At 60.0% G+C, this 26,007-nt stretch carries 22 protein-coding genes; 11 read left to right on the forward strand and 11 right to left on the reverse strand.

The annotated features are described in order from the left end of the window. Window positions 1-36: 36 nt before the first annotated feature. From J9889_RS21465 to J9889_RS21505, 9 genes are all read right to left on the reverse strand, one after another. A complete protein-coding gene (locus J9889_RS21465; RefSeq protein WP_210558111.1) occupies window positions 37-573 on the reverse strand; it encodes a cell division protein ZapC in 537 nt (178 codons plus the stop codon). A gap of 85 nt (window positions 574-658) precedes the next feature. Beyond that, window positions 659-1,669 carry a quinone-dependent dihydroorotate dehydrogenase gene (pyrD, locus tag J9889_RS21470; RefSeq protein WP_039040791.1) on the reverse strand — a complete coding sequence of 337 codons (1,011 nt, stop codon included), beginning with the start codon at window positions 1,667-1,669 and terminating at the stop codon, window positions 659-661. Between the two features lie 47 nt (window positions 1,670-1,716). Further along, window positions 1,717-6,558, reverse strand: coding sequence for an NAD-glutamate dehydrogenase (locus tag J9889_RS21475; RefSeq protein ID WP_104452946.1), 4,842 nt, complete (start codon window positions 6,556-6,558; stop codon window positions 1,717-1,719). Window positions 6,559-6,832: 274 nt separating this feature from the next. Then, entirely contained in the window at window positions 6,833-7,054 is a 222-nt protein-coding gene (locus J9889_RS21480; protein WP_010674767.1) for a DUF2835 family protein, read from the reverse strand. A gap of 67 nt (window positions 7,055-7,121) precedes the next feature. Then, window positions 7,122-9,746 carry an aminopeptidase N gene (gene pepN / locus J9889_RS21485; RefSeq protein ID WP_125117266.1) on the reverse strand — a complete coding sequence of 875 codons (2,625 nt, stop codon included), beginning with the start codon at window positions 9,744-9,746 and terminating at the stop codon, window positions 7,122-7,124. Between the two features lie 129 nt (window positions 9,747-9,875). Continuing rightward, window positions 9,876-11,891, reverse strand: coding sequence for a carboxy terminal-processing peptidase (gene prc / locus J9889_RS21490; protein ID WP_052814626.1), 2,016 nt, complete (start codon window positions 11,889-11,891; stop codon window positions 9,876-9,878). A gap of 8 nt (window positions 11,892-11,899) precedes the next feature. Continuing rightward, the gene (gene proQ, locus J9889_RS21495; protein WP_010674770.1) at window positions 11,900-12,544 is read right to left on the reverse strand and encodes an RNA chaperone ProQ; all 645 of its coding nucleotides are present in this window, start codon (window positions 12,542-12,544) and stop codon (window positions 11,900-11,902) included. A 101-nt stretch (window positions 12,545-12,645) separates the two neighbouring features. Next, window positions 12,646-13,104 (reverse strand): GAF domain-containing protein, encoded by a 459-nt coding sequence (locus J9889_RS21500; RefSeq protein WP_210558114.1) that lies wholly within the window; start codon window positions 13,102-13,104, stop codon window positions 12,646-12,648. Window positions 13,105-13,212: 108 nt separating this feature from the next. Next, window positions 13,213-13,671, reverse strand: a complete 459-nt coding sequence (locus J9889_RS21505; protein WP_010674772.1) for a hypothetical protein — start codon at window positions 13,669-13,671, stop codon at window positions 13,213-13,215. A 279-nt stretch (window positions 13,672-13,950) separates the two neighbouring features. Here J9889_RS21505 and ccoN point away from each other — a divergent pair, with 279 nt between their 5' ends. The 11 genes from ccoN to ttcA all read left to right on the forward strand — a co-directional run bounded on the left by ccoN (window position 13,951) and on the right by ttcA (window position 24,118). Further along, window positions 13,951-15,375: a cytochrome-c oxidase, cbb3-type subunit I gene (gene ccoN / locus J9889_RS21510; RefSeq protein ID WP_210558116.1), complete on the forward strand. Its 1,425-nt coding sequence runs from the start codon at window positions 13,951-13,953 to the stop codon at window positions 15,373-15,375. Between the two features lie 18 nt (window positions 15,376-15,393). Next, window positions 15,394-16,008 (forward strand): cytochrome-c oxidase, cbb3-type subunit II, encoded by a 615-nt coding sequence (ccoO, locus tag J9889_RS21515; protein ID WP_010674774.1) that lies wholly within the window; start codon window positions 15,394-15,396, stop codon window positions 16,006-16,008. Window positions 16,009-16,019: 11 nt separating this feature from the next. Continuing rightward, window positions 16,020-16,199 carry a CcoQ/FixQ family Cbb3-type cytochrome c oxidase assembly chaperone gene (locus J9889_RS21520; protein ID WP_010674775.1) on the forward strand — a complete coding sequence of 60 codons (180 nt, stop codon included), beginning with the start codon at window positions 16,020-16,022 and terminating at the stop codon, window positions 16,197-16,199. After that, window positions 16,199-17,188: a cytochrome-c oxidase, cbb3-type subunit III gene (ccoP, locus tag J9889_RS21525; RefSeq protein WP_039040785.1), complete on the forward strand. Its 990-nt coding sequence runs from the start codon at window positions 16,199-16,201 to the stop codon at window positions 17,186-17,188. Before J9889_RS21520 ends, ccoP begins: the two co-directional genes overlap by 1 nt. Window positions 17,189-17,301: 113 nt before the next feature. Then, entirely contained in the window at window positions 17,302-17,790 is a 489-nt protein-coding gene (locus J9889_RS21530; protein WP_010674777.1) for a FixH family protein, read from the forward strand. A gap of 88 nt (window positions 17,791-17,878) precedes the next feature. Then, the gene (locus tag J9889_RS21535; RefSeq protein WP_210558119.1) at window positions 17,879-20,275 is read left to right on the forward strand and encodes a heavy metal translocating P-type ATPase; all 2,397 of its coding nucleotides are present in this window, start codon (window positions 17,879-17,881) and stop codon (window positions 20,273-20,275) included. A gap of 82 nt (window positions 20,276-20,357) precedes the next feature. Further along, complete coding sequence (gene ccoS, locus J9889_RS21540; protein ID WP_041211434.1) at window positions 20,358-20,564, forward strand: cbb3-type cytochrome oxidase assembly protein CcoS; 207 nt, start codon at window positions 20,358-20,360, stop codon at window positions 20,562-20,564. Further along, window positions 20,548-21,234 carry a sulfite exporter TauE/SafE family protein gene (locus J9889_RS21545; RefSeq protein WP_010674780.1) on the forward strand — a complete coding sequence of 229 codons (687 nt, stop codon included), beginning with the start codon at window positions 20,548-20,550 and terminating at the stop codon, window positions 21,232-21,234. Before ccoS ends, J9889_RS21545 begins: the two co-directional genes overlap by 17 nt. Before the next feature lie 68 nt (window positions 21,235-21,302). Beyond that, the gene (locus tag J9889_RS21550) at window positions 21,303-22,058 is read left to right on the forward strand and encodes an FNR family transcription factor (protein ID WP_210558122.1); all 756 of its coding nucleotides are present in this window, start codon (window positions 21,303-21,305) and stop codon (window positions 22,056-22,058) included. Window positions 22,059-22,194: 136 nt separating this feature from the next. Continuing rightward, window positions 22,195-23,142, forward strand: a complete 948-nt coding sequence (gene uspE / locus J9889_RS21555; RefSeq protein WP_039040780.1) for a universal stress protein UspE — start codon at window positions 22,195-22,197, stop codon at window positions 23,140-23,142. Between the two features lie 67 nt (window positions 23,143-23,209). After that, window positions 23,210-24,118 carry a tRNA 2-thiocytidine(32) synthetase TtcA gene (gene ttcA / locus J9889_RS21560; RefSeq protein WP_010674783.1) on the forward strand — a complete coding sequence of 303 codons (909 nt, stop codon included), beginning with the start codon at window positions 23,210-23,212 and terminating at the stop codon, window positions 24,116-24,118. Between the two features lie 71 nt (window positions 24,119-24,189). On the opposite strand, the gene J9889_RS21565 is transcribed toward ttcA, so the two are convergent. Both J9889_RS21565 and J9889_RS21570 read right to left on the reverse strand, forming a co-directional pair. Next, window positions 24,190-24,852, reverse strand: coding sequence for a DUF2987 domain-containing protein (locus J9889_RS21565; protein ID WP_041211435.1), 663 nt, complete (start codon window positions 24,850-24,852; stop codon window positions 24,190-24,192). Between the two features lie 60 nt (window positions 24,853-24,912). Beyond that, window positions 24,913-25,668 (reverse strand): hypothetical protein, encoded by a 756-nt coding sequence (locus J9889_RS21570; protein WP_042017089.1) that lies wholly within the window; start codon window positions 25,666-25,668, stop codon window positions 24,913-24,915. Window positions 25,669-26,007 lie beyond the last annotated feature (339 nt).

Consider the following 26,007-nt stretch of genomic DNA (forward strand, 5'->3'; position numbering starts at 1 on the left):
AACAGACTTATTCGTCGCCATATAACGGCCCCATCGTCAGCCCACTTCCAGATATTGTGTCTGTGCCCGGACTCTGGATTGCATCCGGTTATTCATCACCTTGATCACGGCAAAGCGCGGCAGCGTCTTGCTGTTGGTCAGCACCAGTTCGTCGGTCAGGTTCAGGCAAACGCTCGCCTGATCGCCGGCTTCGATGACCATGAATTCCCCCCGACCGTGGGGAGTATCCATCCACACCAGGGATCCCATCTCTGGAATAACATGAGCCTGCTGTTCATGAAAGAACCAGCTTTGCGGCATCAGGGGTTTATAAAAACGGCTGACGGCGATGGCATTGAGGACCAGCTGGACCTGGTGGGGCGTACTCCAGTCGAGTTCAGCAGCCTTGTCCATCAACTGGTAATAGAGGGCGGCATCATCCACACAAAAAGGCTGGGTGGTGAAAGAACAGGGAACAAGTTGTCGACCTTTATATTCGGTGGCAAATATCATGCGATCGGACAAATCCAGCATCAGGCGATCATCCTGAGCGTCATAATGCCACTGCCAATTGTCATTGGGTTGAATACACATGGTGGTGCCCTTATCTAAGCCGTCCCTCGACTTTATTCCATGTCGAGAATTTGAGCAACGTTAAATAAGGGCAACCGGTTATTTTTTAAATATGGGTAACGATCTCTTTGACCAGACTCGGCCCTTTATAAATAAAGCCGCTGTAAATCTGGACAAGACTGGCACCCGCTGCCAGTTTTTCCCGAGCCGCCATGGCGCTGTCGATACCACCCACACCGATAATGGGCAGGGCGCCGTCGAGGGCCTTGGCCAGGTGGCGAATCACCTCGGTGCTCTTGTGCTGGAGCGGACGACCGCTGAGCCCGCCAGCCTCTGCGGCATGGGGCATGTCATATATCATCTCCCGCTCCAGAGTGGTATTGGTGGCGATGACACCGTCAATACGGTTCTTGATCAAAGAGGCGGCTACCTGATCTATTTCATCGAGTGACAGATCCGGGGCAATTTTCACGGCCAGCGGCACATACTTTTTATATTTCTCGGCCAGCTCCTGTTGACGCTGTTTCAATGCGGCCAGCAGTTCATCCAGTGCATCGCCATATTGCAATTGACGCAGACCCGGGGTGTTTGGCGAGGAAATATTGACCGCAATATAACCGGCGTGGTCATACACCTTGTCCATGCAGAGAAGGTAATCATCCTTGCCCTGCTCGATGGGGGTGTCCTTGTTCTTGCCGATATTGATGCCGATCACTCCCTGATATTTGGCCTCTTTCACCTTGGCCACTAGGTGATCGACTCCCTTGTTGTTGAATCCCATGCGATTGATGATCCCCTCGGCCGGGATCACCCGGAAGAGACGAGGCTTGTCATTGCCGCTCTGGGGTCTGGGGGTCACGGTACCGACCTCGATGAAACCGAACCCCATGGCGCCGAAGGCATCGATGCACTCCCCGTCTTTATCCAGACCGGCGGCCAACCCCACCGGATTGGCAAAATTAAGCCCCATGACGGTGACGGGGCGTTTGGGCAGAGAATGGCGGAAGAAACAATCAAGCGGGGTACCGAGAAGGCGGGGCAAATATTTGATGGAGAGATCGTGAGCCTGCTCCGGATTGAGTTTGAACAGGAAATGCCTGGCGAGTGGGTACAGCATGCTTGCTCCTTAAAAAAAGCCCCGGCAACTGGCCGGGGCTTTTGGGGTTATGCCGAGGTTCGGCAATTCAACTGGAGCAGGTTCAACTCTCGCAAGGCCACCGAGAACTTGGCGAACTCGTGCGTGCTCGTGGTCTTGAAGTCGGCCAACATGTGGGTCCAACGGGACAAGAGTTGCTCATGCTCCGAAATCCAGTCGGCCAGTATGGTAGCGCATTCCCCCTGCTCTTTGCACCCTTCCAGTACCACGGAGGTGAGGCTGCGTTGCTGCCAGTCCAGATCTTCGCGGAAGGAGGCCCGCGCCATCGCCTGCCAGTGGTTGCCCACCGGCTGATGGTTGATCTGTTCGAGGAACCAGTGCAGATCCAGCTTGGCACCCAGGCGGTAGTAGACGTTGGCAACCCGCAGGATGTCGGTCTTGTGCTCCGCGGCAATCTGCGCCAGATCCAGGCAGGAGAAGAGGCTGCTCATGTGGGCCACGCGACGGGCGATGGCCTCCGGCACCTGTTTCTCCATCAGGGCGGCGACCGCCTGGCTGTGTTCGGCCACTTCGCTCTCGTCCATTACCTCATAAAGGTGCTGACTCAGGGTCTCGAAGGCCGGGCGGAAGAAGGCGATGTTCTCGCCGATGCTCCAGCTGCGGTTGCGGGCGCGCAGGAACCAGCGGGTGGCGCGGCGTACGATGCGGCGGCTGTAGAACATCAGCTCGAGCTGGGTCTGGGCATCCACCCCGTTGTCACACCCTTCGATGTCACGCCACAGGGCGCCGAGGCCGAACACTTCCCGGGCCATGGCGAAGCAGCAGACCACTTCCGCCACCGAGGCACCGGTCTCGTCCTTCATCCGGCTGGCGAAGTTGAGCCCCATGTCGTTGACCAGCATGTTGGCCACCCGGGTCGCGATGATCTCGCCTCGCAGCGGGTGCTGGGCCAGGGCAGCGCCAAATTGCTGCTGCAACTGGGTCGGGAAACTGGTGACCAGCATGTTGGCGAGGAAGGGCTCTTCGGTTACTTCCGGGCAGTTGAGCTGCTCTTTGAGAACCATCTTGCCGTAAGCCACCAGCACCGCCAGCTCGGGTCGGGTCAGCCCCTGCCCTGCCGCCATCCGCTCGGAGAGCTCCTCGTCGGAGGGGAGGAACTCGAGCGCCCGGTCCAGCTTGCCTTCCCGCTCCAGCCCCTGGATGAAGCGCTGCTGCTCTTTCAGCTGCTCAGCACCACGGAAGGCGGTCACCGAGATGGATTGTGACTGGCGATAGGCGTTGGTGATGACCACCTGGGCCACCGCATCCGTCATATCGTAGAGCATCTGGTTGCGCTGCTTGAGAGTCAGATCCCCGGCGGCCACCAGTTGGTTGAGCAGGATCTTGATGTTGACCTCGTTGTCGGAGCAATCCACCCCGCCCACGTTGTCGGTGAAGTCGGTGTTGATGCGACCACCCTGGCTCGCGTACTCCACCCGGCCAAGCTGGGTGAAGCCAAGATTGCCACCCTCGCCCACGATGCGGGCACGCAGGTCACGACCATTGACCCGCAGCACGTCGTTGCTGCGATCCCCGACGTCGGCGTCGCTCTCGCGGGCGCTCTTCACATAGGTGCCGATGCCGCCGTTCCAGAGCAGGTCGACGTTCAGGCAGAGCAGCGCCTTGATCAGCTCGTTCGGGGCCATGCCGCTCTTGTCGGTGCCGAGCAGGGTCTGCATTTCCGGGCTCAGCTTGATGGACTTGGCAGAGCGCAGGAAGATGCCGCCCCCCTTGGAGATGAGCTCACGGTTGTAGTCATCCCAGCTGGAGCCGGGCAGCTCGAACAGGCGCTTGCGCTCGACGAAGCTCCCGGCCGCATCCGGGGTCGGGTCGACGAAGATGTGCATGTGGTTGAAGGCGCCCACCAGCTGGATGTGCTCGGAGAGCAGCATGCCGTTGCCGAACACGTCGCCGGCCATGTCACCTATCCCCACGCAGGTGAAGTCGGTGGTCTGGCAGTTGATGCCAATCTCACGGAAGTGGCGCTTGACCGATTCCCAGGCGCCGCGGGCGGTGATGCCCATCTTCTTGTGGTCATAGCCGACCGAGCCGCCGGAGGCGAACGCATCGCCGAGCCAGTGGCCGTATTCGAGGCTGATTTCGTTGGCGATGTCGGAGAAGGTGGCGGTGCCCTTGTCGGCGGCCACTACCAGGTAGTAGTCATCCTCGTCGTGACGCACCACGGATTTTGGCGGGATCACCTCGCCGCCGATGATGTTGTCGGTCACGTCGAGCAGGCCGCGGATGAACAGACGGTAGCAGGCCTTGCCCTCCTCCTGAATGACGGCACGGGGGGCGCCTGCCGGCATCTGCTTGCAATAGAAGCCGCCCTTGGCGCCCACCGGCACGATAACGGTGTTCTTCACCTGTTGGGCTTTCACCAGGCCCAGCACTTCGGTGCGGAAGTCCTCCTTGCGATCGGACCAGCGCAGGCCGCCACGGGCCACCTTGCCCCAGCGCAGGTGTACCCCTTCCACTCGCGGGGAGTAGACGAAGATCTCGAACTTCGGCAGCGGCAGCGGCATGTCGGTGATGCTGGAGGGGGCCAGCTTGAAGGAGATGTAAGGCTTGATGTTGCCCGCCTTGTCCAGCTGGTAGTAGTTGGTGCGCAGGGTGGCGTCGATCATCTCCACATAACGGCGAATGATGCGATCGTCATCCAGGTTGGCGACCTGATCCAGCTTGGCCGCAAGCTCCTCGTGCAGCTTGGCCTGTACCTTGGCATCCTGCTTGATGGCCGGATCCAGGCGCTGTTCGAACAGAGTGAACAGCAGTTGGGCGATGTCCGGATAACGGGTCAGGGTCTCCTCGATGTAGGACTGGCTGAAGGAGACACCGGTCTGGCGCATGTATTTGGCATAGGCCCGCAGCACGGATACCTGACGACCGGTGAGGCCGGCCCCCAGCACCAGACGGTTGAAGCCGTCATCTTCCAGGGTCTTGTTCCAGATGGCGGCGAAGGCCTGCTGGAAGCGCTGCTGGCTCTGCTCCAGATCGAACGGCTGCTCACCGCGCAGCAGCATGGAGAAATCGAGGATCCAGAACACCTCGCCGGTGGGGGTCCGTACCTGATACGGGGTCTCGCCGATGACGCGCAGCCCCATGTTTTCCAGCATGGGCAGGACGTCGGAGAGGTGGATGGGTTCGCTTCGGTGGAACAGCTTGAGGCGTACCCGGCGATCGTTCTCCTCCTCCTGGGCGCGGTAGAACAGCATGCCAAGCGGCTCGGCCTCGCTCAATCCATCCAGGGCCATGATGTCCGCGACGGCAGAGCCCGGCAGCACATCTTCCTTGTAGGCACGGGGGAAGGCGGTGCTGAAACGGCGGCGCAGCTCGTTACCGCGGGCCTCGCCATAGTGGGAAAGCAGCACGGAATCCAGGCGGTCATCCCAGCTGCGGGCCGCTTCAATCAGGTTGTTCTGTACTTCGTTCACATCCACATCCACATTGTTGTTGTTGACCCGCACTATGTAGTGGGTCCGTGCCAGCACGCCCTCGGTGAAGTAGACGTTGAACTCCACATCGATGCTGCTGCCAAAATATTTCTGCAAAATCTGCTGGGTCTTGACCCGCAGCGCCGTGTTGTAGCGCTCCTTGGTGACATAGACCATGCAGGAGAAGAAGCGGCCGTAGACGTCGCGGCGCACGAACAGGCGCAGCATGTCCCGCTCCTGCATCTCCAGCACCCCGAGACCGGTGGCCAGCAGCTCCTCTTCACGGGCCTGGATCAGCTCGTCGCGCGGGTAGGTTTCCAGCACGTTCAGCAACGCCTTGTAGGCATGGGAGCCCGACTCAAAGCCGGAGGCGGCCATGATGCGCTCGAGGCGGTGGCTGATGAGGGGGATCTGGGTCGCACTGGTGTTGTAGATGGAGGAGGCATAAAGGCCGATGAAGCGATCCTCTCCCACCACCTTGCCGTGCTCGTCGAAACGCTTGATGCCGATGTAGTCCACATAGGCCGGACGATGTACCCGGGACTTGCTGTTGGACTTGGTGAGGATCAGCAAGTTGGAACTGAGGGCCGCGTGACGGGCGCTGGCGGGCATGATGCCGAGGCGCTGGCCTTCGTCCTTGATGGAGTTCTTCATCAGCCCCAGGCTGGACTCGGGCTGCGGCAGGATCTCGTGATCCCCCTCCACCGCCTTGACGTCGTAGCGACGATAACCCATCAGGGTGAAGTTGTGGGCGGCCACCCATTTGAGGAAGGCGACGCAGGAGTCCACCTCGGCCTGGCTGACCGGGTTCTTGCGTTTGGGCAGCTCCTCGATGATCTCGTTCAGGCGCGCCAGCATGGGCTGCCAGTCTCCCACCGCCAGGGCCACTTCCCGCGCGACCGAGTTGAGCTCGGCAGTCAGGGCGTCCATCTCCTCTTCACCGGTCAGGTGATCGATTTCGATGAGAAAGGCGGTTTCCACCGAGGTCTGCTCTGCGGTGTTGTCCAGATCCAGGATGGCGCCAATCTTGCCGCCTTCGCCGCGGATCAGGTGCAGCGGCTGGTGAAGCATCATGTGGGCGGTGATATTGAGACGCTTGAGCGCCATGCGGATGGAGTCCACCAGGAAGGGGGAATCCTGCAGGATGATCTCGACGATGGTATGAGGAGACTGCCATCCGTGGCGGGTCAGCTCGGGGTTGTAGACCCGGATATAGGGCTCGATGCCGGTACGGTGGTTGAGGGCATTCCACAGACTGAGGGCGGCGCCATAGAGATCGCTGTCATTGCGGTCATGCAGATCAGTGCTGGCCATGTTGCCGTAGAACTTGGCAACGAAACATTCGACCAGGGAGGCACTGTTTTTCGGCAATTTCTGGTGGATCAGACTGAGAACGTTTTCGAGCAGAACGGATGTAGGGGCGTCTTTCAATGCCATTGCTAGTTTCCTTATCGGACGACATCACAGACACGGCGACATCCACCCAGGATGCGCGCCGGTACAGAGTTGCAGCGAAGTGTAATGGCTTGGATCAAGGAAGGCGAGCAAAGGTGATAACGGGATGTTAAAAACAAGGGACAGATCACGGCTTGGGTTGTGATAAATTTTGCCAAGTTGGCAAAATTCAGAAAATCGCACTGGATGCCGCGCCATTTACCGGATAGATAGTGACTTAAAGCAGATATTTACCCGGATTGATGTTCAAGTTTTGTTAATTTATGCGTTCCAGGGAAATGAAGCGATGATCGTCCTGGGTTTTCAGTCGAAAGTAGCCGTGAACGCCGCTCTCCGACACAAAACGCCGGATTTTCTCCAACCCCAGCTCCAGGGTCAGACCCTGCTCGGTACGTACCACCAGGCGGTTCACCTGCCCCTGGTACATCAACATGATCTCGTCGCGGCCAAGGGAGAGCCGAAAAGTGTATTGCCTCATGTCACCTCCTGGTCATCCATGAAAAACGGGCAGGAGAGCCAGACTCCCCTGCCCGCCGTCGTGACGCTTATTGTGCCAGCGCCTTGCTCACCTTCTCGAACAGATCCCGCGCCAGCCCGTCCAGGTTGGCCAGGCGGGTCAGCTCGGCGCGAACCAGCGCCTTGCGCCCCTCATCGAGCCGCTTGAACTGGATAAGCGGGGTGATGAGGCGGGACGCCACCTGGGGATTGACCTCGTTGAGCTCGATCAAGAGATCGGTCAGGAAGCGATAGCCGCTGCCATCGGCGGCGTGGAACTGCACCTGGTTGTTCATGGCGAAGCTGCCGATGAGCGCCCGCAGCCGGTTCGGGTTGCGGATGCTGAAGGTCGGGTGCGCCATCGCCTGCTTCACGTCATCGAGCACATCCTTGGCCGGCTTGGCGCCCACCAGCCGCAGCCAGTTGTCCAGTACCAGGCCATCATGGGCCCACTTGCCTTCGAAGTCGGCCAAAAGCGCGGCGCGGCACGGCAGCAGATGGCTGTTGGCCACCTGGAGTGCAGCCAGGGTGTCGGTCATGTTGTCGGCGGCCCCGTACTGCTCGCGCACCAGGGTATCGGCCTTCGCGGCATCCAGCGCCGCCAGATAACCCAGCACCACGCCCTTGAGGGCCCGTTTGGCCATGTCGGCATGGACCACCTGATAAGCCGGCAGACGCAGGCTCTCGTAGCACGCCAGCAGGCGGTCGCCGAAGGCGTGGGCCAATGCGGTCTGGATCCCGTTGCGCACCTGGTGGATGGCGTCGATATCGGCCACCTCGAACAGCTCGGCCAGGGTCGCCTCTCCCGGCAGGGCCAGGATCTCTGCCTTGAGGGCGGGATCCAGTGCAGCCTCGTCCAGAATGGCAACAAAGGCCGCCAGCAGGGTGTGGGAGAGTTCAACCCTCTGCCCGTGCTGGACCCGCGCCACCCCGTCGATCACCGCCTTGTTGATCAGCATCTGCGCCGCATCCCAGCGGGCAAACTCGTTGCGGGCATGGCGCATCAGGAAGGCCAGGGCCTCGTCGCTATAGTCATAGTGCAGCTTGACCGGGGCGGAGAAGTCCCGCAGCAGGGAGGGTACCGGTCTGACCGGCACCCGATCGAATTCGAAAGTCTGCTGTGCTTCCAGCACGTCCAGCACATTGCCGATGGCCTTGCCCTGGTATTGCAGCGGGATGACGGCACCCTGTGCATCGTAGAGCTCGATGTCGAGGGGGATATGCAGCGGCAGCTTTTGTGGCTGATCCTGGGTCGGCGGGGTGTGCTGGCTCACGTGCAGACGATAAACACCACTCGTGGCATCGTACTCGTCGGTCACGGTGAGCTCGGGGGTGCCGGACTGGCTGTACCAGCGGCGGAAGCGAACGAGATCCACCCCGGAGGCATCCTCCATCGCCTGCACGAAGTCGTCGCAGGTGGCGGCAGAGCCGTCGTGACGCTCGAAGTAGAGGCGCATGCCCGCCAGGAAGGCGTCCTCCCCCAGCAGGGTGTGCATCATGCGGATCACTTCAGAGCCCTTCTCGTAGACGGTCAGGGTGTAGAAGTTGTTCATCTCGATCACCACATCCGGGCGGATGGGGTGGGCCATGGGGCCGGCATCTTCGGCAAACTGCGGACCGCGCACGGTGCGCACGTTGTTGATCCGGTTGACGCCGCGCGACCCCAGATCGGAGGAGAACTCCTGATCCCGGAACACCGTCAGCCCCTCTTTGAGGCTTAACTGGAACCAGTCGCGGCAGGTGACGCGGTTGCCGGTCCAGTTGTGGAAATATTCGTGACCGATCACCCGCTCGATGCCGTGGTAGTCCGCATCGGTGGCAGTGGCCGGGTTGGCCAGCACGAACTTGGAGTTGAAGATGTTGAGCCCCTTGTTCTCCATGGCCCCCATGTTGAAGAAGTCCACCGCCACGATCATGTAGATGTCGAGATCGTATTCGAGGCCAAAGCGCTGTTCATCCCAGCGCATGGAGTGGATGAGGCTCTCCATGGCGAAACCGGTGCGGTCCAGGTTGCCCTTGTCCACGAAGATTTCCAGCGCCACATCGCGACCACTCCGGGTGGTGTAGTGATTGCGCTCCACATCGAAGTCCCCCGCCACCAAGGCGAAGAGGTAGCTCGGCTTGGGGAAGGGATCCTGCCACTGCACGAAGTGGCGACCGTCGTCCAGATCGCCGCTCGCGACCTTGTTGCCGTTGGAGAGCAGATAGGGGTACTTGGCCTTGTCGGCGGTGATACGGGTACTGTAACGGGCCAGGATGTCTGGCCTGTCCATGTAATAGGTGATACGACGAAAGCCCTCGGCCTCGCACTGGGTGCAATAGGCATCGCCGGATTTGTAGAGCCCCTCCAGCGCCGTGTTGGCGGCGGGATCAATGTTGGTGACCACGGTCAGCACGCACTCGGCCGGCAGGTTGAACAGGGTCAGGTTGCTCTCTCCCTGCTCGTATTGCTGATAGGGCACGCCATCCACACTGACGCTGACAAGGTCAAGCCCCTCGCCGTCCAGCACCAGGGGTTCGTTGTGATCGCCGCTGCGACGCAAACGGGAGATGGCGGTGACCCGGGTCAGGGGCTCTTGCAGCTGAAAATCGAGATCCAGACTGTCACACCAATAGAGGGGAGCCTGGTAATCCTGGCGATATTTGGCCGTCATGGCCTGAGGTTGTTCAGTCATTATTGTGTGCTTCCACGCTTTGTTATTGACGTGTCAGAGGCTGTCACAAGGCTCGGACAGGGTCAAATAGTTTGCATTCAGGCAAAAGAAAGGGCGACCAGAGTCGCCCTTGTCATTTCGTTGCCAGCATCAGCTATTCTTGCTGAGGGTGGCCAGATCCGCCGTGATGTTGGCCGCTTCCACCTGGTATTCGTCAGGTGCCTCGAAATCGGTCGGCAGTTCATCCAGGCTCTTCACCGTCGGCTTGCCAAGACGGGTCAGCCGCTCATTGGCTCGCGCCAGCGCCTTCTCGTCCTGTTTGGCCTGTTCAGCCAGCCGCTCGGCTTCGTTCAGGGAGACCGACTTCTTGTCCTTGTCCGCCTGATACTCCTTGATGTCCTGCAGCACATAGGCAAATTCCGGATCCTTGGTGATCCGTGCCTCGTGGGCCGCTTTCAGCTTGGGCAGCAGGCTGGAGAAGTCCCCCAGTCGCTCGTAGCTGGCCGAGGCAATCTTGTCCCAGGGCAAGGCGTTGAACTCGCGGCTCTCCCCCGTCTCCCCCGGCGCTACCGCAGTCGGGAAGGCGATATCGGGTGCAACCCCCTTGTTCTGGGTGCTGCCGCCATCGATACGGTAGAACTTGGCGATGGTGTACTGCACGTGACCCAGCGGCTGCTCGTAGAAGTCATAGACCTTGGCGAGGCTACGATGCTGCTGCACCGTCCCCTTGCCGAACGAGTTTTCGCCGAGGATCAGCGCACGACCATAGTCCTGCATGGCGGCAGCGAAGATCTCGGAGGCCGAGGCGCTGTAGCGGTCGATCATCACCGACATGGGGCCACCGTAGTAGACATTGCCGTCGTCGTCGCCATTGACGGTGATGCGACCCATGTGATCACGGATCTGCACCACGGGGCCGCTGGCAAAGAAGAGACCGCTCAGGGCGGAAGCTTCCGTCAGGGCACCGCCACCGTTGCCGCGCAGATCGACGATGAGGCCGTCGATCTTCTGCTTGTTGAGGCTGGAGATCTCCTTGATCACGTCGTCGTGCAGGTTGACGTAGAAGCTCGGGATCTCGAGCACGCCGATCTTCTTGCCCTCGGCGGTGATCACCTTGGACTTGGCGGCTCTGTCTTCCAGACGCACCTTGTCACGCACCAGCTCCACCAGCTCGGTCTTGGCGGTCGCGCCCTTGCCGCGCTGGATCTCCAGCTTCACCTTGCTGCCCTTGGGCCCCTTGATGAGCTCGACCACGTCGTCAAGACGCCAGCCAATGACATCCACGATCTTACCGTCGTCCTGCCCCACACCGGTGATCTTGTCATCGGGTTTCAGGTGATTGGACTTGGCCGCCGGGCCGCCTGGCACCAGGGAGCGGATGACGGTAAAGTCATCTTCCGCCTGCAGCACGGCCCCAATCCCTTCCAGCGAGAGGTTCATCTCGGTGTTGAACCGATCGGCGCTGCGCGGAGACAGATAGCTGGTGTGCGGTTCGATGGCGCGGGCGAAGGAGTTCATGAAGAGCTGGAACACGTCCTCGCTCTCGGTCTGGGACATCCGCTTGATGGCGTTGTTGTAACGCTTGCCAAGCAGCTCCTTGATCTCGGGCCACTCCTTGCCGCTGAGCTTGAGGCTCAGGGCATCGAACTTGACCCGCTGACGCCACAGCTCGTTGAGCTCGGCTTCATCCTTGGGCCAGGGAGCCCCTTCCCGATCGAAGACGTAATTGTCTTTCTGGGTAAAATCGAAGGGAGTGTCGAGCAGTTTGAGGGCGTATTCGAACCGCTCGTACCGCCGCTGCTGACTCAGGTTGAACATCTCGTAGGCCGGAGCCAGTCGCCCTCGCTCGAGGTCGGTGTCAAAACCGGTACGATATTTCTCAAAACGGCTGATGTCAGAGGCCAGAAACAGGTTGCGGCTGTAGTCCAGATTCTCCAGATACTTGTCAAAGATCACGGAGGAAAAGGCGTCGTCCAGCTTGAACTGTTTGTAGTGGGAGCGGGTAAACAGATTGGCAATTCGCTTGCTGGCCGTAGCATGTTGGCTCTCTTGAGCCAACACAGGCAAATCACTTTCCTTGAGCACCGGCTCGATGGCCTGTGCGAGCCCGGCAAGCGCCAGGCTACAGGCAACGAGTGAAAAACGAATCACGCCATGCTTCAACATTCGTCTCCTTAGAGAACCAGATGCTCGAACTTGACCCGCAACATCATGCCGGTCTGCAATTGAACCTGTACGTCATCCTTGGTCACTTCCTTGATGGTCGCAGGCACAGGGGACTTGCCCAGCACGACGCGCACGCCCTGCTCGACTTTCAGGGTAGCGGCATCCACTTTCACCAGCGGCGCATCGGCGACCGGTGCAGCCTTGGGAGCAGGGGCGGACTTGGGCTTGTCGGAGCGGGGAGCGTCAGCCTTGCGCGGCGCGTTGCGACGCGGCTGCTTGGGCTTGTCTTCCTTCTCCTTGGTGTTGGTGCGGCGGCTGGCAAAGACACGTTCCTTGCTCTCCTTGAGCGCCTGTTTGGCATGCTCGATGTGCTCTTCGGTGAGCAGCTCGCCCGGGTTGCCGTCCAGATCGACACGGGCCTGGCCAGCCTTGAGGCCATGCAGGTAACGCCAGCTGGAGGTGTATTGACGCAGAGCAGAGCGCAGCATGGTCTTGGAGACTCTCTCGTCATCAGCAAGACGCGCGGCCAGATCCTGGAAGATGCCAATCTTGAGTGGCTTGGCCTCTCCTTCAGCGATGAAGCAGGCCGGGAATTTCTCGACCAGGTAGGCGACGATCTCTTTACTGTTCTTCAGCTTTTCAGTGTTTTCCATGTATAACCTTGGCTTTCATATAGACGCACGGGCATGCCCGAACACAACAAAGGCCCCATTATAGAGAGCTTGGGAGCTTTTGCGAACCATCTAGCAATGACTTAGAGCATGCTTTCCAAAATTTGCACCGTTTCTTCGAGGCCAATCCGGTCCTGCTCGTCAAAGCGGTTAAAGATTGGACTGTCGATGTCCAGCACCCCGATGATCTCCCCGCCACGGCGCAGCGGGATCACGATTTCCGAGTTGCTGGCACCGTCGCACGCAATGTGCCCCGCGAACTGGTGCACGTCGTCCACCAGCTGGGTCTTGCCCTCGGCAACCGCAGTGCCACAGACGCCGCGCCCGACCGGGATGCGCACACAGGCCGGCTTGCCCTGGAACGGGCCGAGCACCAGGGTCTCGCCCTGCAGCAGGTAGAAACCAACCCAGTTGGTGTCAGCCAGTTCCTGATTGAGCAGGGCAGACAGGTTTGCCAGGGTGGCGATCATGTCGGGTTCGCCCTCTAGCAATGCCTGGGCCTGCTGGTTGAGCGTGCGATAAAATGCTTGTTTTTCAATCATGATTAAATGAACTTCACTCTTTGATAATCAATGCAAGGTACCGTCCTGCCTGAAAATTTCAAATCAATTTTCATTTATCCCCCCTCCTGGGGCCCGATGAGAGTCCGTTCAACGTGCCGCGCCCAACGTCAGTTGATGGCGCTGGCCATTGCTCCACTCGATGGTCAAGAGCCAGTCCATCGCCTCTGCCGTACAACTTCCCACCTGGGTCACCCCTCGCCACCCCGCATCGCTGGCTTCAAACAGCACGGGGATGAGCCCCATGAACATCTCCTTGCCCTCGAGCCAGGCCTTGACCGGCGTAATGGCCGGCACACCCCCTTGAAGGCGCAGGACAAAGTCATGTTCAGGGCGGATCGGCAAGCCATCGATGCTGACCGTCAGCGGGCGATCCCCGACGATGAGGCGGCAGGGGCTGTGGGACAGATCACAAATCTGAACATTGGAGCCCTCTGCATGGTCGCTTCCTGTGCCTGAAAACCAGGTTCGATAGGCCATCAGGGAGAGCAAAATGACCAGCACCATGGACAGGTGGACGATTTTGCGTGAAGTGAGTCTCTCTTTCATGAAAAAACAGCTCTGTAAGGTACGTAGAAAATGTAATTTTCGTGATCTGGCTCAAGGTAAAAACTGGCGGACATGAGACCCGCTGGAGCCAAATATATCACTGTTTGTACTGTTATCTTACCGGTCATTTCAGTATCATTCTCAATGGATTTTCATTTAACCACCTTTTGCTTTTCCTTTTATTAACAGATGTTAACGAGGGGATTTTGCAAAACCGGGGTGAAAATGGCCCAGGACACCGGGCAACACTAACAACAGCATCGGAAGCGGAATACAACGATGAGCCATACAGCAAACCACCCTGAGTACAACTACACCGTTGTGCGCCAGTTCACCGTCATGACGATTGTCTGGGGTATCGTCGGCATGTCGGTGGGTGTATTGATTGCAGCCCAGTTGATCTGGCCTGCCCTCAACTTCGACACCCCCTGGCTGACGTACAGCCGTCTGCGTCCCCTGCATACCAATGCGGTCATCTTCGCATTTGGTTGCAGCGCCCTGATGGCCACCTCCTTCTACGTGGTGCAACGCACCTGTCAGGTCCGGCTGTTTGGTGGTCCCCTCGCCTCCTTCGTGTTCTGGGGCTGGCAGGCGATCATTCTGTCTGCAGCCATCTCGCTGCCGCTGGGGTACACCACCTCCAAAGAGTACGCCGAGCTGGAGTGGCCCATCGACATCGCCATCGCCGTGGTCTGGGTGAGCTATGCCATCGTCTTCTTCGGCACCTTGGTCAAGCGCACCACCTCCCACATCTATGTGGCGAACTGGTTCTTCGGTGCCTTCATCATCACGGTGGCCGTACTGCACATCGTCAACAACATGGAAGTGCCGCTCTCCGGCATGAAGTCCTACTCCATGTACTCCGGTGCCATGGATGCCATGGTGCAGTGGTGGTATGGCCACAACGCAGTGGGCTTCCTGCTGACAGCGGGCTTCCTTGGCATGATGTACTATTTCGTGCCCAAGCAGGCGGGTCGCCCCGTCTACTCCTACCGCCTCTCCATCGTGCACTTCTGGGCGCTGATCTCCCTCTATATCTGGGCCGGTCCGCACCACCTGCACTATACCGCCCTGCCTGACTGGGCCCAGTCGCTGGGCATGGTGATGTCCCTCATCCTGTTCGTGCCCTCCTGGGGCGGCATGATCAACGGCATCATGACCCTCTCGGGTGCCTGGCACAAGCTGCGTTATGACCCCATCCTGCGCTTCCTGATCGTCTCCCTGTCGTTCTACGGCATGTCGACCTTCGAAGGCCCCATGATGGCGATCAAGACCGTCAACGCCCTCTCCCACTACACCGACTGGACTATCGGTCACGTTCACTCCGGTGCCCTGGGCTGGGTTGCCATGGTGTCCATCGGTGCCGTCTACCACCTGATCCCGAACCTGTTCGGGCAGGGGCGCATGTACAGCATCAAGCTCATCAACGTCCACTTCTGGCTGGCCACCGTGGGCACCGTGCTCTATATCGTCGCCATGTGGATTTCCGGTGTGATGCAGGGCCTGATGTGGCGTGCGGTCAACGACGACGGCACCCTGACCTACAGCTTCGTGGAGGCGCTGCAAGCTTCCTATCCCTTCTACTTCGTGCGCTTCCTGGGTGGCTGCTTCTTCGTCACCGGCATGCTGCTGATGGCCTACAACGCCTATCGCACCGTCACTGCGCCCAAGGGTTCTCTGGAACCCGTCGCACAGCCAGCCTGATTTGAAGGGGTTTAAAGCATGAGCAACAACAACCGTCACGAGATTTTTGAAAAAAGCGTCCCCATGCTGGTGATTGGCATCATCTTCGCCATCAGCCTGGGGGGCCTGGTGGAAATCACCCCCCTGTTCTTCCAGAAGCAGACCAACGAGCCGGTGGAGGGCCTCAAGCCCTACACCGCCCTGCAGATGGAAGGACGCGACATCTACATCCGCGAAGGCTGCACCGTCTGCCACAGCCAGATGATCCGCCCGTTCCGCGCCGAGACCGAACGCTACGGCCACTACTCGGTTGCCGGCGAGAGCGTCTGGGAGCACCCCTTCCTGTGGGGCTCCAAGCGTACCGGCCCGGATCTGGCCCGGGTCGGCGGCCGCTACTCCGATGACTGGCATCGCGCCCACCTCATCAACCCGCGTGACGTGGTGCCCGAGTCCAACATGCCGGCCTTCCCCTGGCTCGAGACCAATGTGCTGAGCGGCGAGTTGACTGGCAAGAAGCTGGCTCTGTTCCGGGATCACTTCGGCGTGCCCTATACCGATGCCGACATCGCTGGCGCCGGTGAGGCCGTCAAGGGCAAGACCGAGCTGGATGCGCTGATCGCCTATCTGCAATCACTGGGCCATGCCCTGAAATAAGGAGTCGGGATATGGATTACGGCACATTTCGCGGCCTGTACACCCTGCTGCTGATGGTCATCATGATTGGCATCATCGTCTGGGCCTACAGCAAGCGCCGCAAGGCTTCTTTCGACGAGGCCGCCAACCTGGTTTTTGCCGATGACGAGCAACCCAGTGCTGATAACAAGAACGCAGGAGCGAAGCAATAATGAGCACTCTGTTTAGCATTTTTGTGACCGTCATAAGCCTTGGCACCATTCTCGGCTGCTTCCTGCTGCTGGCCTGGTGCATGAAGGACAAGATGGGAGCCGAAGAGGGCAAACCCATGGGTCACACCTTCGACGGCATCGAGGAGATCAACAATCCCCTGCCGAAGTGGTGGTCCTATATGTTCCTCTTCTTCATCGTCACCGGGCTCATCTACCTGCTCGCCTTCCCGGGCCTTGGCAACTTCAAGGGTCTGCTGGGCTGGCAGAGCTCCAACCAGGATGTGCGTTCCCTGGCCGAGTCCAAGGCGGCGGCCGAGTCTGCCAAGGCCGAAGGACGCGCGGTGGAATACGACCGGGAACTCGCCAAGGCCGACGAGATCTACGGCGCCAAGTTCCGCGAGCTGACCTATCAGGCTGACGGCAAGAGCTACAAGGAGATCACCGAGATCGCCAAGGATCCGGAAGCCCTGAAGGTGGGTCAGCGCCTGTTCCTGCAAAACTGTTCCCAGTGTCATGGCTCCGATGCCCGCGGTGGTCGCGGTTTCCCAAACCTGACCGACAGCGAATGGCAGTGGGGCGGCGCACCCGACCAGATCAAGACCACCATCATGGGCGGTCGTCAGGGGATCATGGCCGCCTGGGGCGAGATCCTGGGTCAGGACGGGGTGAAAGAGGTTGCCTCCTATGTGCTGAGCCTCTCCGGTCGTAAGGTTGATCTGGTGGAAGCCAAGAAAGGGGAAGCACGCTTTGCCATGTGCGCCGCCTGCCACGGTCCGGATGCCAAGGGCGGCATCGCCTTCGGCGCACCGGATCTCACCAACAACATCTGGCTCTATGGCGGCTCCCGTCAGGTGGTCGAACAGACCATCACCCACGGGCGCCACGGCGTGATGCCGGCCTGGAAGGACATTCTGGGGGAAGACAAGGTACACCTGCTCGCTTCCTACGTTTACAGCTTGTCCCACAACGATCGGCAAAATCAGCAGTAACATGTGATAAGCACGTGATTAATCAGCAAAAAGCCTCGACTCTTCGAGGCTTTTTGCTATCTTGTGTTGGCTGAATTACCGCCATTTCGTTAACCATTTGTTTCGGTAGCATCATGACTCAACCCTGGTATCGCCAATTCTGGCCCTGGTTCATCATCGCCCTCCCCTGCGCCGCCGTGGTAGGCAGCATCGCCACCGCCATCATTGCCAGCAAGGATGGGGTCAACCTGGTGGCGGAGGACTACTACAAGCAGGGCAAGGAGATTAACCAGGATCTCAGCAAGTTCGATCGCGCCGAGGCGCTCGGCATCCGTATCGCCCTCAATGTCAGCGACAAGGAGCTGACGTTAAATCCACTGTCCGGGGATTTCCCCCTCGGGCAGGCACTGCACCTCTCCCTGTTTCATCCCACGTTGGCGGGCCTGGACAGCGAACATCTGCTGACGGCCGATGGCAAGGGAGTCTATCGCCTGATGCTCGACAAGCCCCTCACCGGCAAGTGGCACGTGCGGGTCGATGCCTTCAACCATGAATGGCGCCTCCAGGAGACGGCACAACTGCCGACTCAGGCAGCGATTGAGCTCGATCCCAAGGGACGTTGAATCACGAAGGCAGGGTGATCGGCACGCCGGTCAGCCGCCCTTCTCCCCGACCCGGCCTGCAGGGCTGCATCAAAGAGGGATGATCACCATGACCGGCTGTTTTCACTGTGGTGAACCGGTTCCCACTGGCAGTAACTTTACTCTCGAGATCAAAGGCATCGCTCAGCCGATGTGTTGCCCTGGCTGTCAGGCCGTGGCACAGACCATTCTCGAATGCGGCCTCGCCAGTTATTACGAACACCGCACCGCTCCCGGCATCAAGGGGGAACTGGTGCCCGAAGAGCTCGCCGCCCTCACCCACTACGATCTGGCGGAGGTGCAGCAGGAGTTCGTCACCGACACCGGTACGGGTCGCGAAACTACGCGCGAGATCCAACTGACGGTGGAAGGTTTGACCTGCGCCGCCTGTGCCTGGCTCATCGAGCGGCACCTGATGACCCTGCGCGGTCTGCGTTACATCAACGTCAATACCACCACCCATCGCGCCCGCATCAAGTGGGATCCGGCCCAGCTCTCTTTGAGCGACATTCTCAAGGGCTTTGCCAGGGTCGGCTATCGCGCCTATCCCTTCCAGACTCATCAGCAGGAAGCGCTCTACGCCAAAGAGGTGCGCAGCTACATGTTCCGCATGGCGCTGGCCGGCCTTGGCTCCATGCAGGTGATGATGTGCGCCGTGGCACTCTACATGGACCTCTTCATCAGCGTGGAAGAGGAGTTCATGATCTACTTCAAGTGGATAAGCCTTCTGCTCTCCACCCCCATCATGATCTACTCGGCCCAGCCTTTTTACGTGGGGGCATGGCGCAGCCTGAAGCAGGGGCACCTCTCCATGGATGTTTCGGTGTCGCTGGCACTGATCGGCGCCTTCGTCGCCTCCATCTGGGCCACGGTCTTCAACACGGGTGAGGTCTATTACGACTCCATCACCATGTTCGTCTTTTTCCTGCTGTTGGGCCGTCTGCTGGAACTACGAGCGAGGCGCAAGGCGTCGGAGTCGAGCTCCAACCTGGCGCGTCTGGTGCCCATCATGGCGACCCGCATCGATGATGTCGGCGAACACGAGGTGGCCGCCAAGACGCTGCGAGTCGGAGACAGGGTGCGGGTACTCGCGGGGGCCACCCTGCCGGCAGACGGCATCGTCACCTTGGGCCAGGCCAGCCTCAACGAATCCATGCTGACTGGCGAACAGTTGCCTCTGCTCAAGCAGGCCGGGGATCCCGTCTATGCAGGCACCATCAATACCGATGCCCCCCTGGAGATCCGGGTCAGCCATCCCATTGAAGAGTCGCGTCTGGCCCAGATCATGCGCCTGCAGGATCATGCTCTGGACGACAAGCCCGCCATCGCCCAACTGGCGGACGTGCTGTCGCGCCACTTTATCCTGGTGCTCCTGATCATTGCGGCCGCGGTCTGGACCTTCTGGCATTTTCATCAGCCCGAGCGGGCCTTCTGGGTCACCCTGGCGGTGCTGGTGGCGACCTGTCCCTGCGCCCTCTCGCTGGCCACCCCGACCGCACTGACCTCGGCCACTGCCAACCTGACCCGCAGCGGCATCCTGCTGCGCCGCGGCCACGTGCTGGACATTCTGACCCGGGCCAACCGCATCGTGATGGACAAGACGGGAACCCTGACCACGGGCAACATCAGCCTGGTGAGCACCCAGCCCCTCGGCGAGCTCGACGCAGCCCGCTGCCTCGCACTCGCCCATGCCCTGGAGACCTACTCCGAGCACCCCATCGCCCGTGCGTTTCGAAGCAAACCACTGGCGGACGGGGTGCCGCTCGCCGCCAGCGACGTCACCCCCGTCATCGGCCACGGCGTGCAGGGAGTAATTGAGGGCAAGCATTACCGCATCGGCAGTGCACGCTGGCTCGAACTGGCGCAAGAAGAGAATGCCGCTCAAGGGCTGACCATCTATCTGGCCGATGAACACGGACTACTGGCCCGTTTCATCCTGGCCGACACGCTGCGCCCCGATGCCGGTGCACTGATCCAGGCCTTCAAGGAGGCAGGCCTGCAAACCACCATTCTCACCGGCGACGGTTCGGACCAGGCGGACATGCTGGCCCGTGAGCTGGGGGTCGATGAGCTGGTAAAAGGGGTCACCCCGGACGGCAAGCTGGCCTATCTCAAGGCCCGGGAAGCGGCCGGGGATATCAGCATCATGGTGGGAGATGGCATCAACGACGCCCCTGTGCTGGCCGGCGCCCACGCGTCCTTTGCCATGGCGGGGGGCACGGATCTGGCCAAGAACAGTGCCGACGCCATCCTGCTGGCCGACGATCTCTCCCGTCTGCTGGCCGCCCGGGCCCTGGCCCTGCGCACTCGCAAGATCATCAAGGAGAACTTTGCCTGGTCCATCGGCTACAACCTGCTTGTGCTGCCGCTGGCTGCAAGTGGCTGGCTCCCCCCTTATCTGGCGGCTGCTGGCATGTCCCTGAGCTCCCTCATCGTGGTCACCAACTCCATGCGGCTCAACCGGTGAGCAGCCATCTGGCATCCTCCCGGGTGGCGGCACCTCTTGCCTCGCCGGGTTATCATCCCCCTTTCACCACAGGGTCCGCGCCATGAACATTATCTTCGTCCTCATCCCCATCGCCATCCTGTTCGTTGTCATTGCCGGCGCCGTCTTCTTCTGGGCCATCCGCTCCGAGCAGTTCGAGGATCTCGACAGGCAGGGCTCCAACATCCTGTTTGACGAGGAGCAGCGCCCCTTGCCCCCCTCTGAACAACAAGCAGAACAGGAAAACAGGCCCCATGACCAGCAGCCTTGACCTCATGGGCGCCCTGCTGGTCGGGCTTGCCGGTGCCGGCCACTGTATCGGCATGTGTGGCGGCGTGTCCGCAGCGCTCTCCATGGCCATACCTGCCGAGAAGCAGCATTTTTGGGGCAGGCTCGGTTATCTGCTCAACTACAACCTGGGGCGCATCCTGAGCTATGTGCTGGCGGGCGCGCTGGTGGGCGGCTTGCTCGCCACCACCACGGAGATAGGCGCTGGCAAACACGCCCTGGCAGGGCTTCGCCTCATCGCCGCCCTGCTGATGATAGCGCTCGGCCTCTACTTGGCTGGCTGGTGGCATGGCGTCTTGCTGCTCGAGCGCATCGGTGCGAAGTTCTGGCCTCTCATCAAGCCGCTGGCAGGCAGGTTTCTCCCGTTTACATCAGCCAGGCAGGCCCTCCCCTTTGGCATGATATGGGGCTGGCTCCCTTGCGGCCTCGTCTACTCCATGCTGACCTGGAGCGCTGCCGCAGGCTCCGCGAGTGGCGGGGCACTCATCATGCTCTTTTTCGGCCTCGGCACCCTGCCGACCCTGTTTGCGCTAGGGGGGCTGGCAGACCGATTGCGCTACTGGCTCACCCTGCGCAGCCTGCGCCTTGGGGGCGCCTTGCTGCTTATTGCCTACGGGATCCACACCCTCTGGATCGGGATGGCGTCCTTTTGAAACCCTATCCAAAACGGATGAGATGGTGGTAAACTTGTTTGATATAAATCAATTATTCATTTGAGCCTATGATCCCGGACAAGAAACCTGGCAGACGTATTCAGAGCGGTGGCTGTGCAATTCATTGCCAGGATTGCAGCATCAGCCAGCTCTGCATCCCCTTCACCCTGAACGATAACGAGCTCGATCAGCTCGACAGCATCATCGAGCGCAAAAAGCCGTTCCAGAAGGGTGAAGAGTTGTTCAAGGCCGGCGATGAGCTCAAGTCGCTCTATGCCATACGTTCCGGGACCATCAAGTCATACACCATCACCGAACAGGGTGACGAACAGATCACCGCCTTCCACCTCGCCGGTGATCTGGTCGGTTTCGACGCCATCCACAAGCAGGCCCACCCCTCCTTCGCCCAGGCGCTGGAAACCGCCATGGTGTGCGAAATACCGTTCGATGTGCTCGACGACCTCTCTGGCAAGATGCCCAAACTGCGCAAGCAGATCATGCGGCTGATGAGCAACGAGATCATGGGCGACCAGGAGATGATACTGCTGCTCTCCAAAAAGAACGCCGAAGAGCGCCTCGCTGCCTTCCTGCACAATCTCTCGGTTCGTTTCTCCGAGCGCGGCTTCTCCGCCAAGGAGTTCCGCCTCTCCATGACCCGTGGAGACATCGGCAACTACCTCGGTCTCACCGTCGAGACCATCAGCCGCCTGCTGGGCCGTTTCCAGAAATCCGGTCTCATCAGCGTCAAAGGCAAATACATTACTGTACTTGACAACGTTGCCTTGGGCGTCATGGCCGGAGCCACTCGTCCTCCCTGCGGTTAATCCCCGTTTATTCCCTTTTTTGCCGGATCGGATCACCCTGAAATTTGATCCGGCACACCTTCCCGTCTCCCCCCTTGGACTAAGCTGTAATAGCTAAAGAGTTGCCATCATTGGCCTTTTTACCAAGGAGGAGAACATGGTCAAGTACCGAAACATTCTGGTGGTGATCAATCCCGAGGAGGAGCGCCAGATCGCGCTCGAGCGCGCGGTCAAGGTCGCCGAGCTGGATGAGGGCGCCCAGCTGACCCTGCTCCTGACGATTTACGACTTCTCTTACGAGATGACCGCCATGCTCTCGGCAGACGAGCGGGAAGAGATGCGCCATGGTGTCATCGCCCAGCGTCGGGAGTGGCTCGACGAGATCCTAACTCCCTATCGGGCCAGAGGGCTGGAATGCGAAGTGAAAGTGCTTTGGCACAACCGTCCCTTCGAGTGCGTCATTCAGGAAGTGCTGGAACAGCGTCACGATCTGGTCGTCAAGGCGACTCACAAACACTCCTTCCTGCAAACCTTCATCTTCACCCCCACCGACTGGCACCTGCTGCGCAAATGCCCCTGTCCGGTTCTGCTGGTAAAAGAAGGGCACTGGCAACGGGGGGGCAACCTGATTGCCGCCATCAACTGCTCGAGCGATGACAAGGAGCAGAAGGTGCTTAACGAGCGGATCACCCGCGAGGGGATCGCCATCGCCGAGCTGCTTGGTGCCAGTCTCTATCTGGTCAACACCTACCCGGGCACCCCGGTCAATGTCGCCATCGAACTGCCAGAGTTCGATCCCAACGCCTACAACGATGCCATTCGCAAACACCATGAAGATCTGCTGCGGGAACATGCCGATCAATTCGGCATCAACCACATGTGGACCAAGGTGGCGGAAGGCTTGCCGGAGGAGGTGCTGCCGGACATGGCGGACGATCTGAATGCCACCCTGATGATCATGGGATGCGTCGGCCGTACCGGCCTCTCTGCCGCCCTGCTTGGCAACACCGCCGAGCACGTGGTGGACAGGCTCAACTGCGACATTCTCATCCTCAAACCCGACGATTACAGCTGCCCTGTGGATGACAGGCGTCATCCTGCATAAGCGTTTCTTGCCCTCCCCCGGGACATGGCTATAATAAGCCGCTTATTTTTGTCCCGGGTTTGAGGCCATGCTAGAAGAGCTTAACGCCAAAGAGAAATACAGTTTCAACAAGCTGCAGAAACGTCTGCGGCGCAACGTGGGCCAGGCCATCGCCGACTTCAACATGATTGAAGAGGGTGACAAGATCATGGTCTGCCTGTCTGGCGGCAAGGACAGCTTTGCCATGCTCGACATCCTGATGAGCCTGAAGGCCAGCGCCCCCATCCATTTCGATCTGGTGGCCGTCAACCTGGATCAGAAGCAACCCGGCTTCCCCGAGCACGTGCTGCCCGAATACCTGAGCACTCTCGGCATCGACTTCAAGATCGTGGAAGAAGATACCTATTCCATCGTCAAGGAGAAGGTACCGGAGGGCAAGACTACCTGCGCGCTCTGCTCCCGCCTGCGCCGCGGCATTCTGTATCGCACCGCCCAGGAGCTGGGCTGTACCAAGATCGCCCTTGGCCATCACCGTGACGACATCCTCGAGACCCTGTTCCTCAACATGTTTTACGGTGGCAAGCTCAAATCCATGCCCCCCAAGCTGGTGAGCGACGATGGCAAGAACGTGGTGATCCGCCCCCTGGCCTACTGCAAGGAGAAAGATCTGGTGCGCTATGCCGAGGTCAAGGCCTTCCCCATCATCCCCTGCAACCTGTGCGGCTCCCAGGAGAACCTGCAGCGCCAGGCCATCAAGCAGATGATGCAGGAGTGGGATCGCCGCTTCCCAGGCCGTCTCGAGACCATGTTCACCGCCATTCAGGACGTGATCCCGAGCCACCTGCTCGATCACCAGCTGTTTGACTTCAAGAGCATCAATCGCGACTCCGGCATCATCGACGGTGGCGACAAGGCATTTGATCCGCCCGAGCTGCCCAAGGCGCCGCTGCTGGACATCGACGAGATGGACATGCTGGACGTGATTGAGGTGCGCTAAGCCCCGTCACCCACAAAAAAGGAGCGCCAGGCGCTCCTTTTTTCATTCTGGCAATCTGCGGACTCGGGTCGCTACTCCTTGTGTAGCCAGGGGGTCAGGCGCAGGATCTCCCCTTGCAGTTGCAGCTTGCCCTGGGCAAACCCCTTCAGCTGCGCATTGCTGAGCAGCAGTTGCCCCTGCTGCCAGGAGACGGCCTCCTGACGGGCACCCTCCACAAGGTAGGCTGTGCCTGCGGGCGCCACCATGGAGATCCGCACCCCTTCCATCTTGGGCAGGAAATACTGGCCGACCATGCCGGCCATCTTGTCGAGCAATCGCTGCATCTGCTGCTGACGCGAGACAAGTTCGGCCAGCGGCACCTCGGGTGTGGCGGGGGCGTCAGCCATCACCTGTACCGACAGATCACAGGCGGCGTGGGCCTCGGTGAGCCCCACCACCACGATCGCCTTGTCGAGGTTGAGATCATCGTCATAGGGCAGACGCAGTTCGCCATCCACCGTGACCTCGGCGGGCACATCCCTGTCCGGGGTCGAGACCCGGGCCGAGGTGAGCCCGCAGCGCCGACCGTTCTGTTGACTGGCCAGATAAAAGCCCAGTCTGGCGTGGCCAAATTCCCCCTTGGCGAAGGTCTTCATCTGGCTGTAGAAGGTGCCGTAGTCGAGTTCAAGGGACGGCTCAGCCTGTCCCAGCATGGGCATCAGCAGGAGCGCCGCCATCCCGTATCGCTTGTTCATATGCCATCCTTTTGCATCATGCTCCGGGCGGGTCGACACCGGCTGACCCCTGGTATTCCATTATGCGTTGAAATGATCCGGGCCCTGCCCGTCGTTGCCACTGGCAACCTCGGTCACTTCGACTGCCACCCCACACAGATCCCGGTAGAGAATGCCCTTGCAGTTGAAGTAGAGCGGCGCCACCCAGATAAGTCCCAGCCCCATGGGGATGAGCGCCAGGAAGAAGAGTGCCAGCATGACCCCGTGCAGCAGCACTATGCTGGGCCAGCCCCGGGCAAAGAGCTTGAGGGAGACCAGAATGGCCTGAGCCGGGGAAAGACCGCGCTCCAGCACCAGAGGTACGGTAAACACCAGCCCCATGCCCACCAGGGCGGAAGGGATGAAGGCCAGCATCACAGGCACACCCAGCAGCTCGAACAGGGGTCCAAACAGGCTGGTGATGAGGCTGCCGAGCAGACTCAGGCTGCCCAGGCGCAGGAAGTGGCGGAAGAAGTCGAACACCTGGCTCGGCCGGGCGCGTACCCCCACCGACTGCTGCAACCCCAGCATGTCGAGGGAGGAGGTCATGGGTGACATGATCACCGTGACCAGCAGGCTCAGGATCAGGGCCATATCCATATCCCCTCCTTCACGGGCGACATAGGGCGTCAGCAAGGTATTGCTCAGCAGGATCCAGATTGCCATGACCCCGGCGATGGCCAGCGCCAATCCGAAACCGGTGCGACGAGTCTGTTGCCACCCCTCTTTCAACACCCCTTGCAGGTCCAGACGATATCCCTGGCTGAGGGACTGTTCGAGGGTTCCACCGATCCGCATTCTATTACTCAATTGACTGTCCAACATTCACTGACGACTGATCCAAGGTGGCACATTATAGCGGTTTGAACCGGCATGCGTAGCCGTTTTTCCTGTTATCTTCCGTTCAGAAAGCCATTGATACCAAAGGCCTTGCAGCCCTACTTGATGAAGTTCCCCTCACCCTTGGCCCCTCTGTCCAACGGGAGTAGGATGTTGACATCCTCCCCCACCTTAGCGCTTCGCGTCACAGGAGGGGGATTCCCATTACTGGGTGATAGCTGCTCGCGCAGTACCGGGTTCCTGCTTCATCGGGCGGCCTGATTGCACCACGCCTCCACAGGCTAAAACGGCGTGTCC

It is taken from the genome of Aeromonas sp. PrichA-15, assembly GCF_017939245.1.
In the GTDB taxonomy this organism is placed as follows: domain Bacteria; phylum Pseudomonadota; class Gammaproteobacteria; order Enterobacterales; family Aeromonadaceae; genus Aeromonas; species Aeromonas caviae.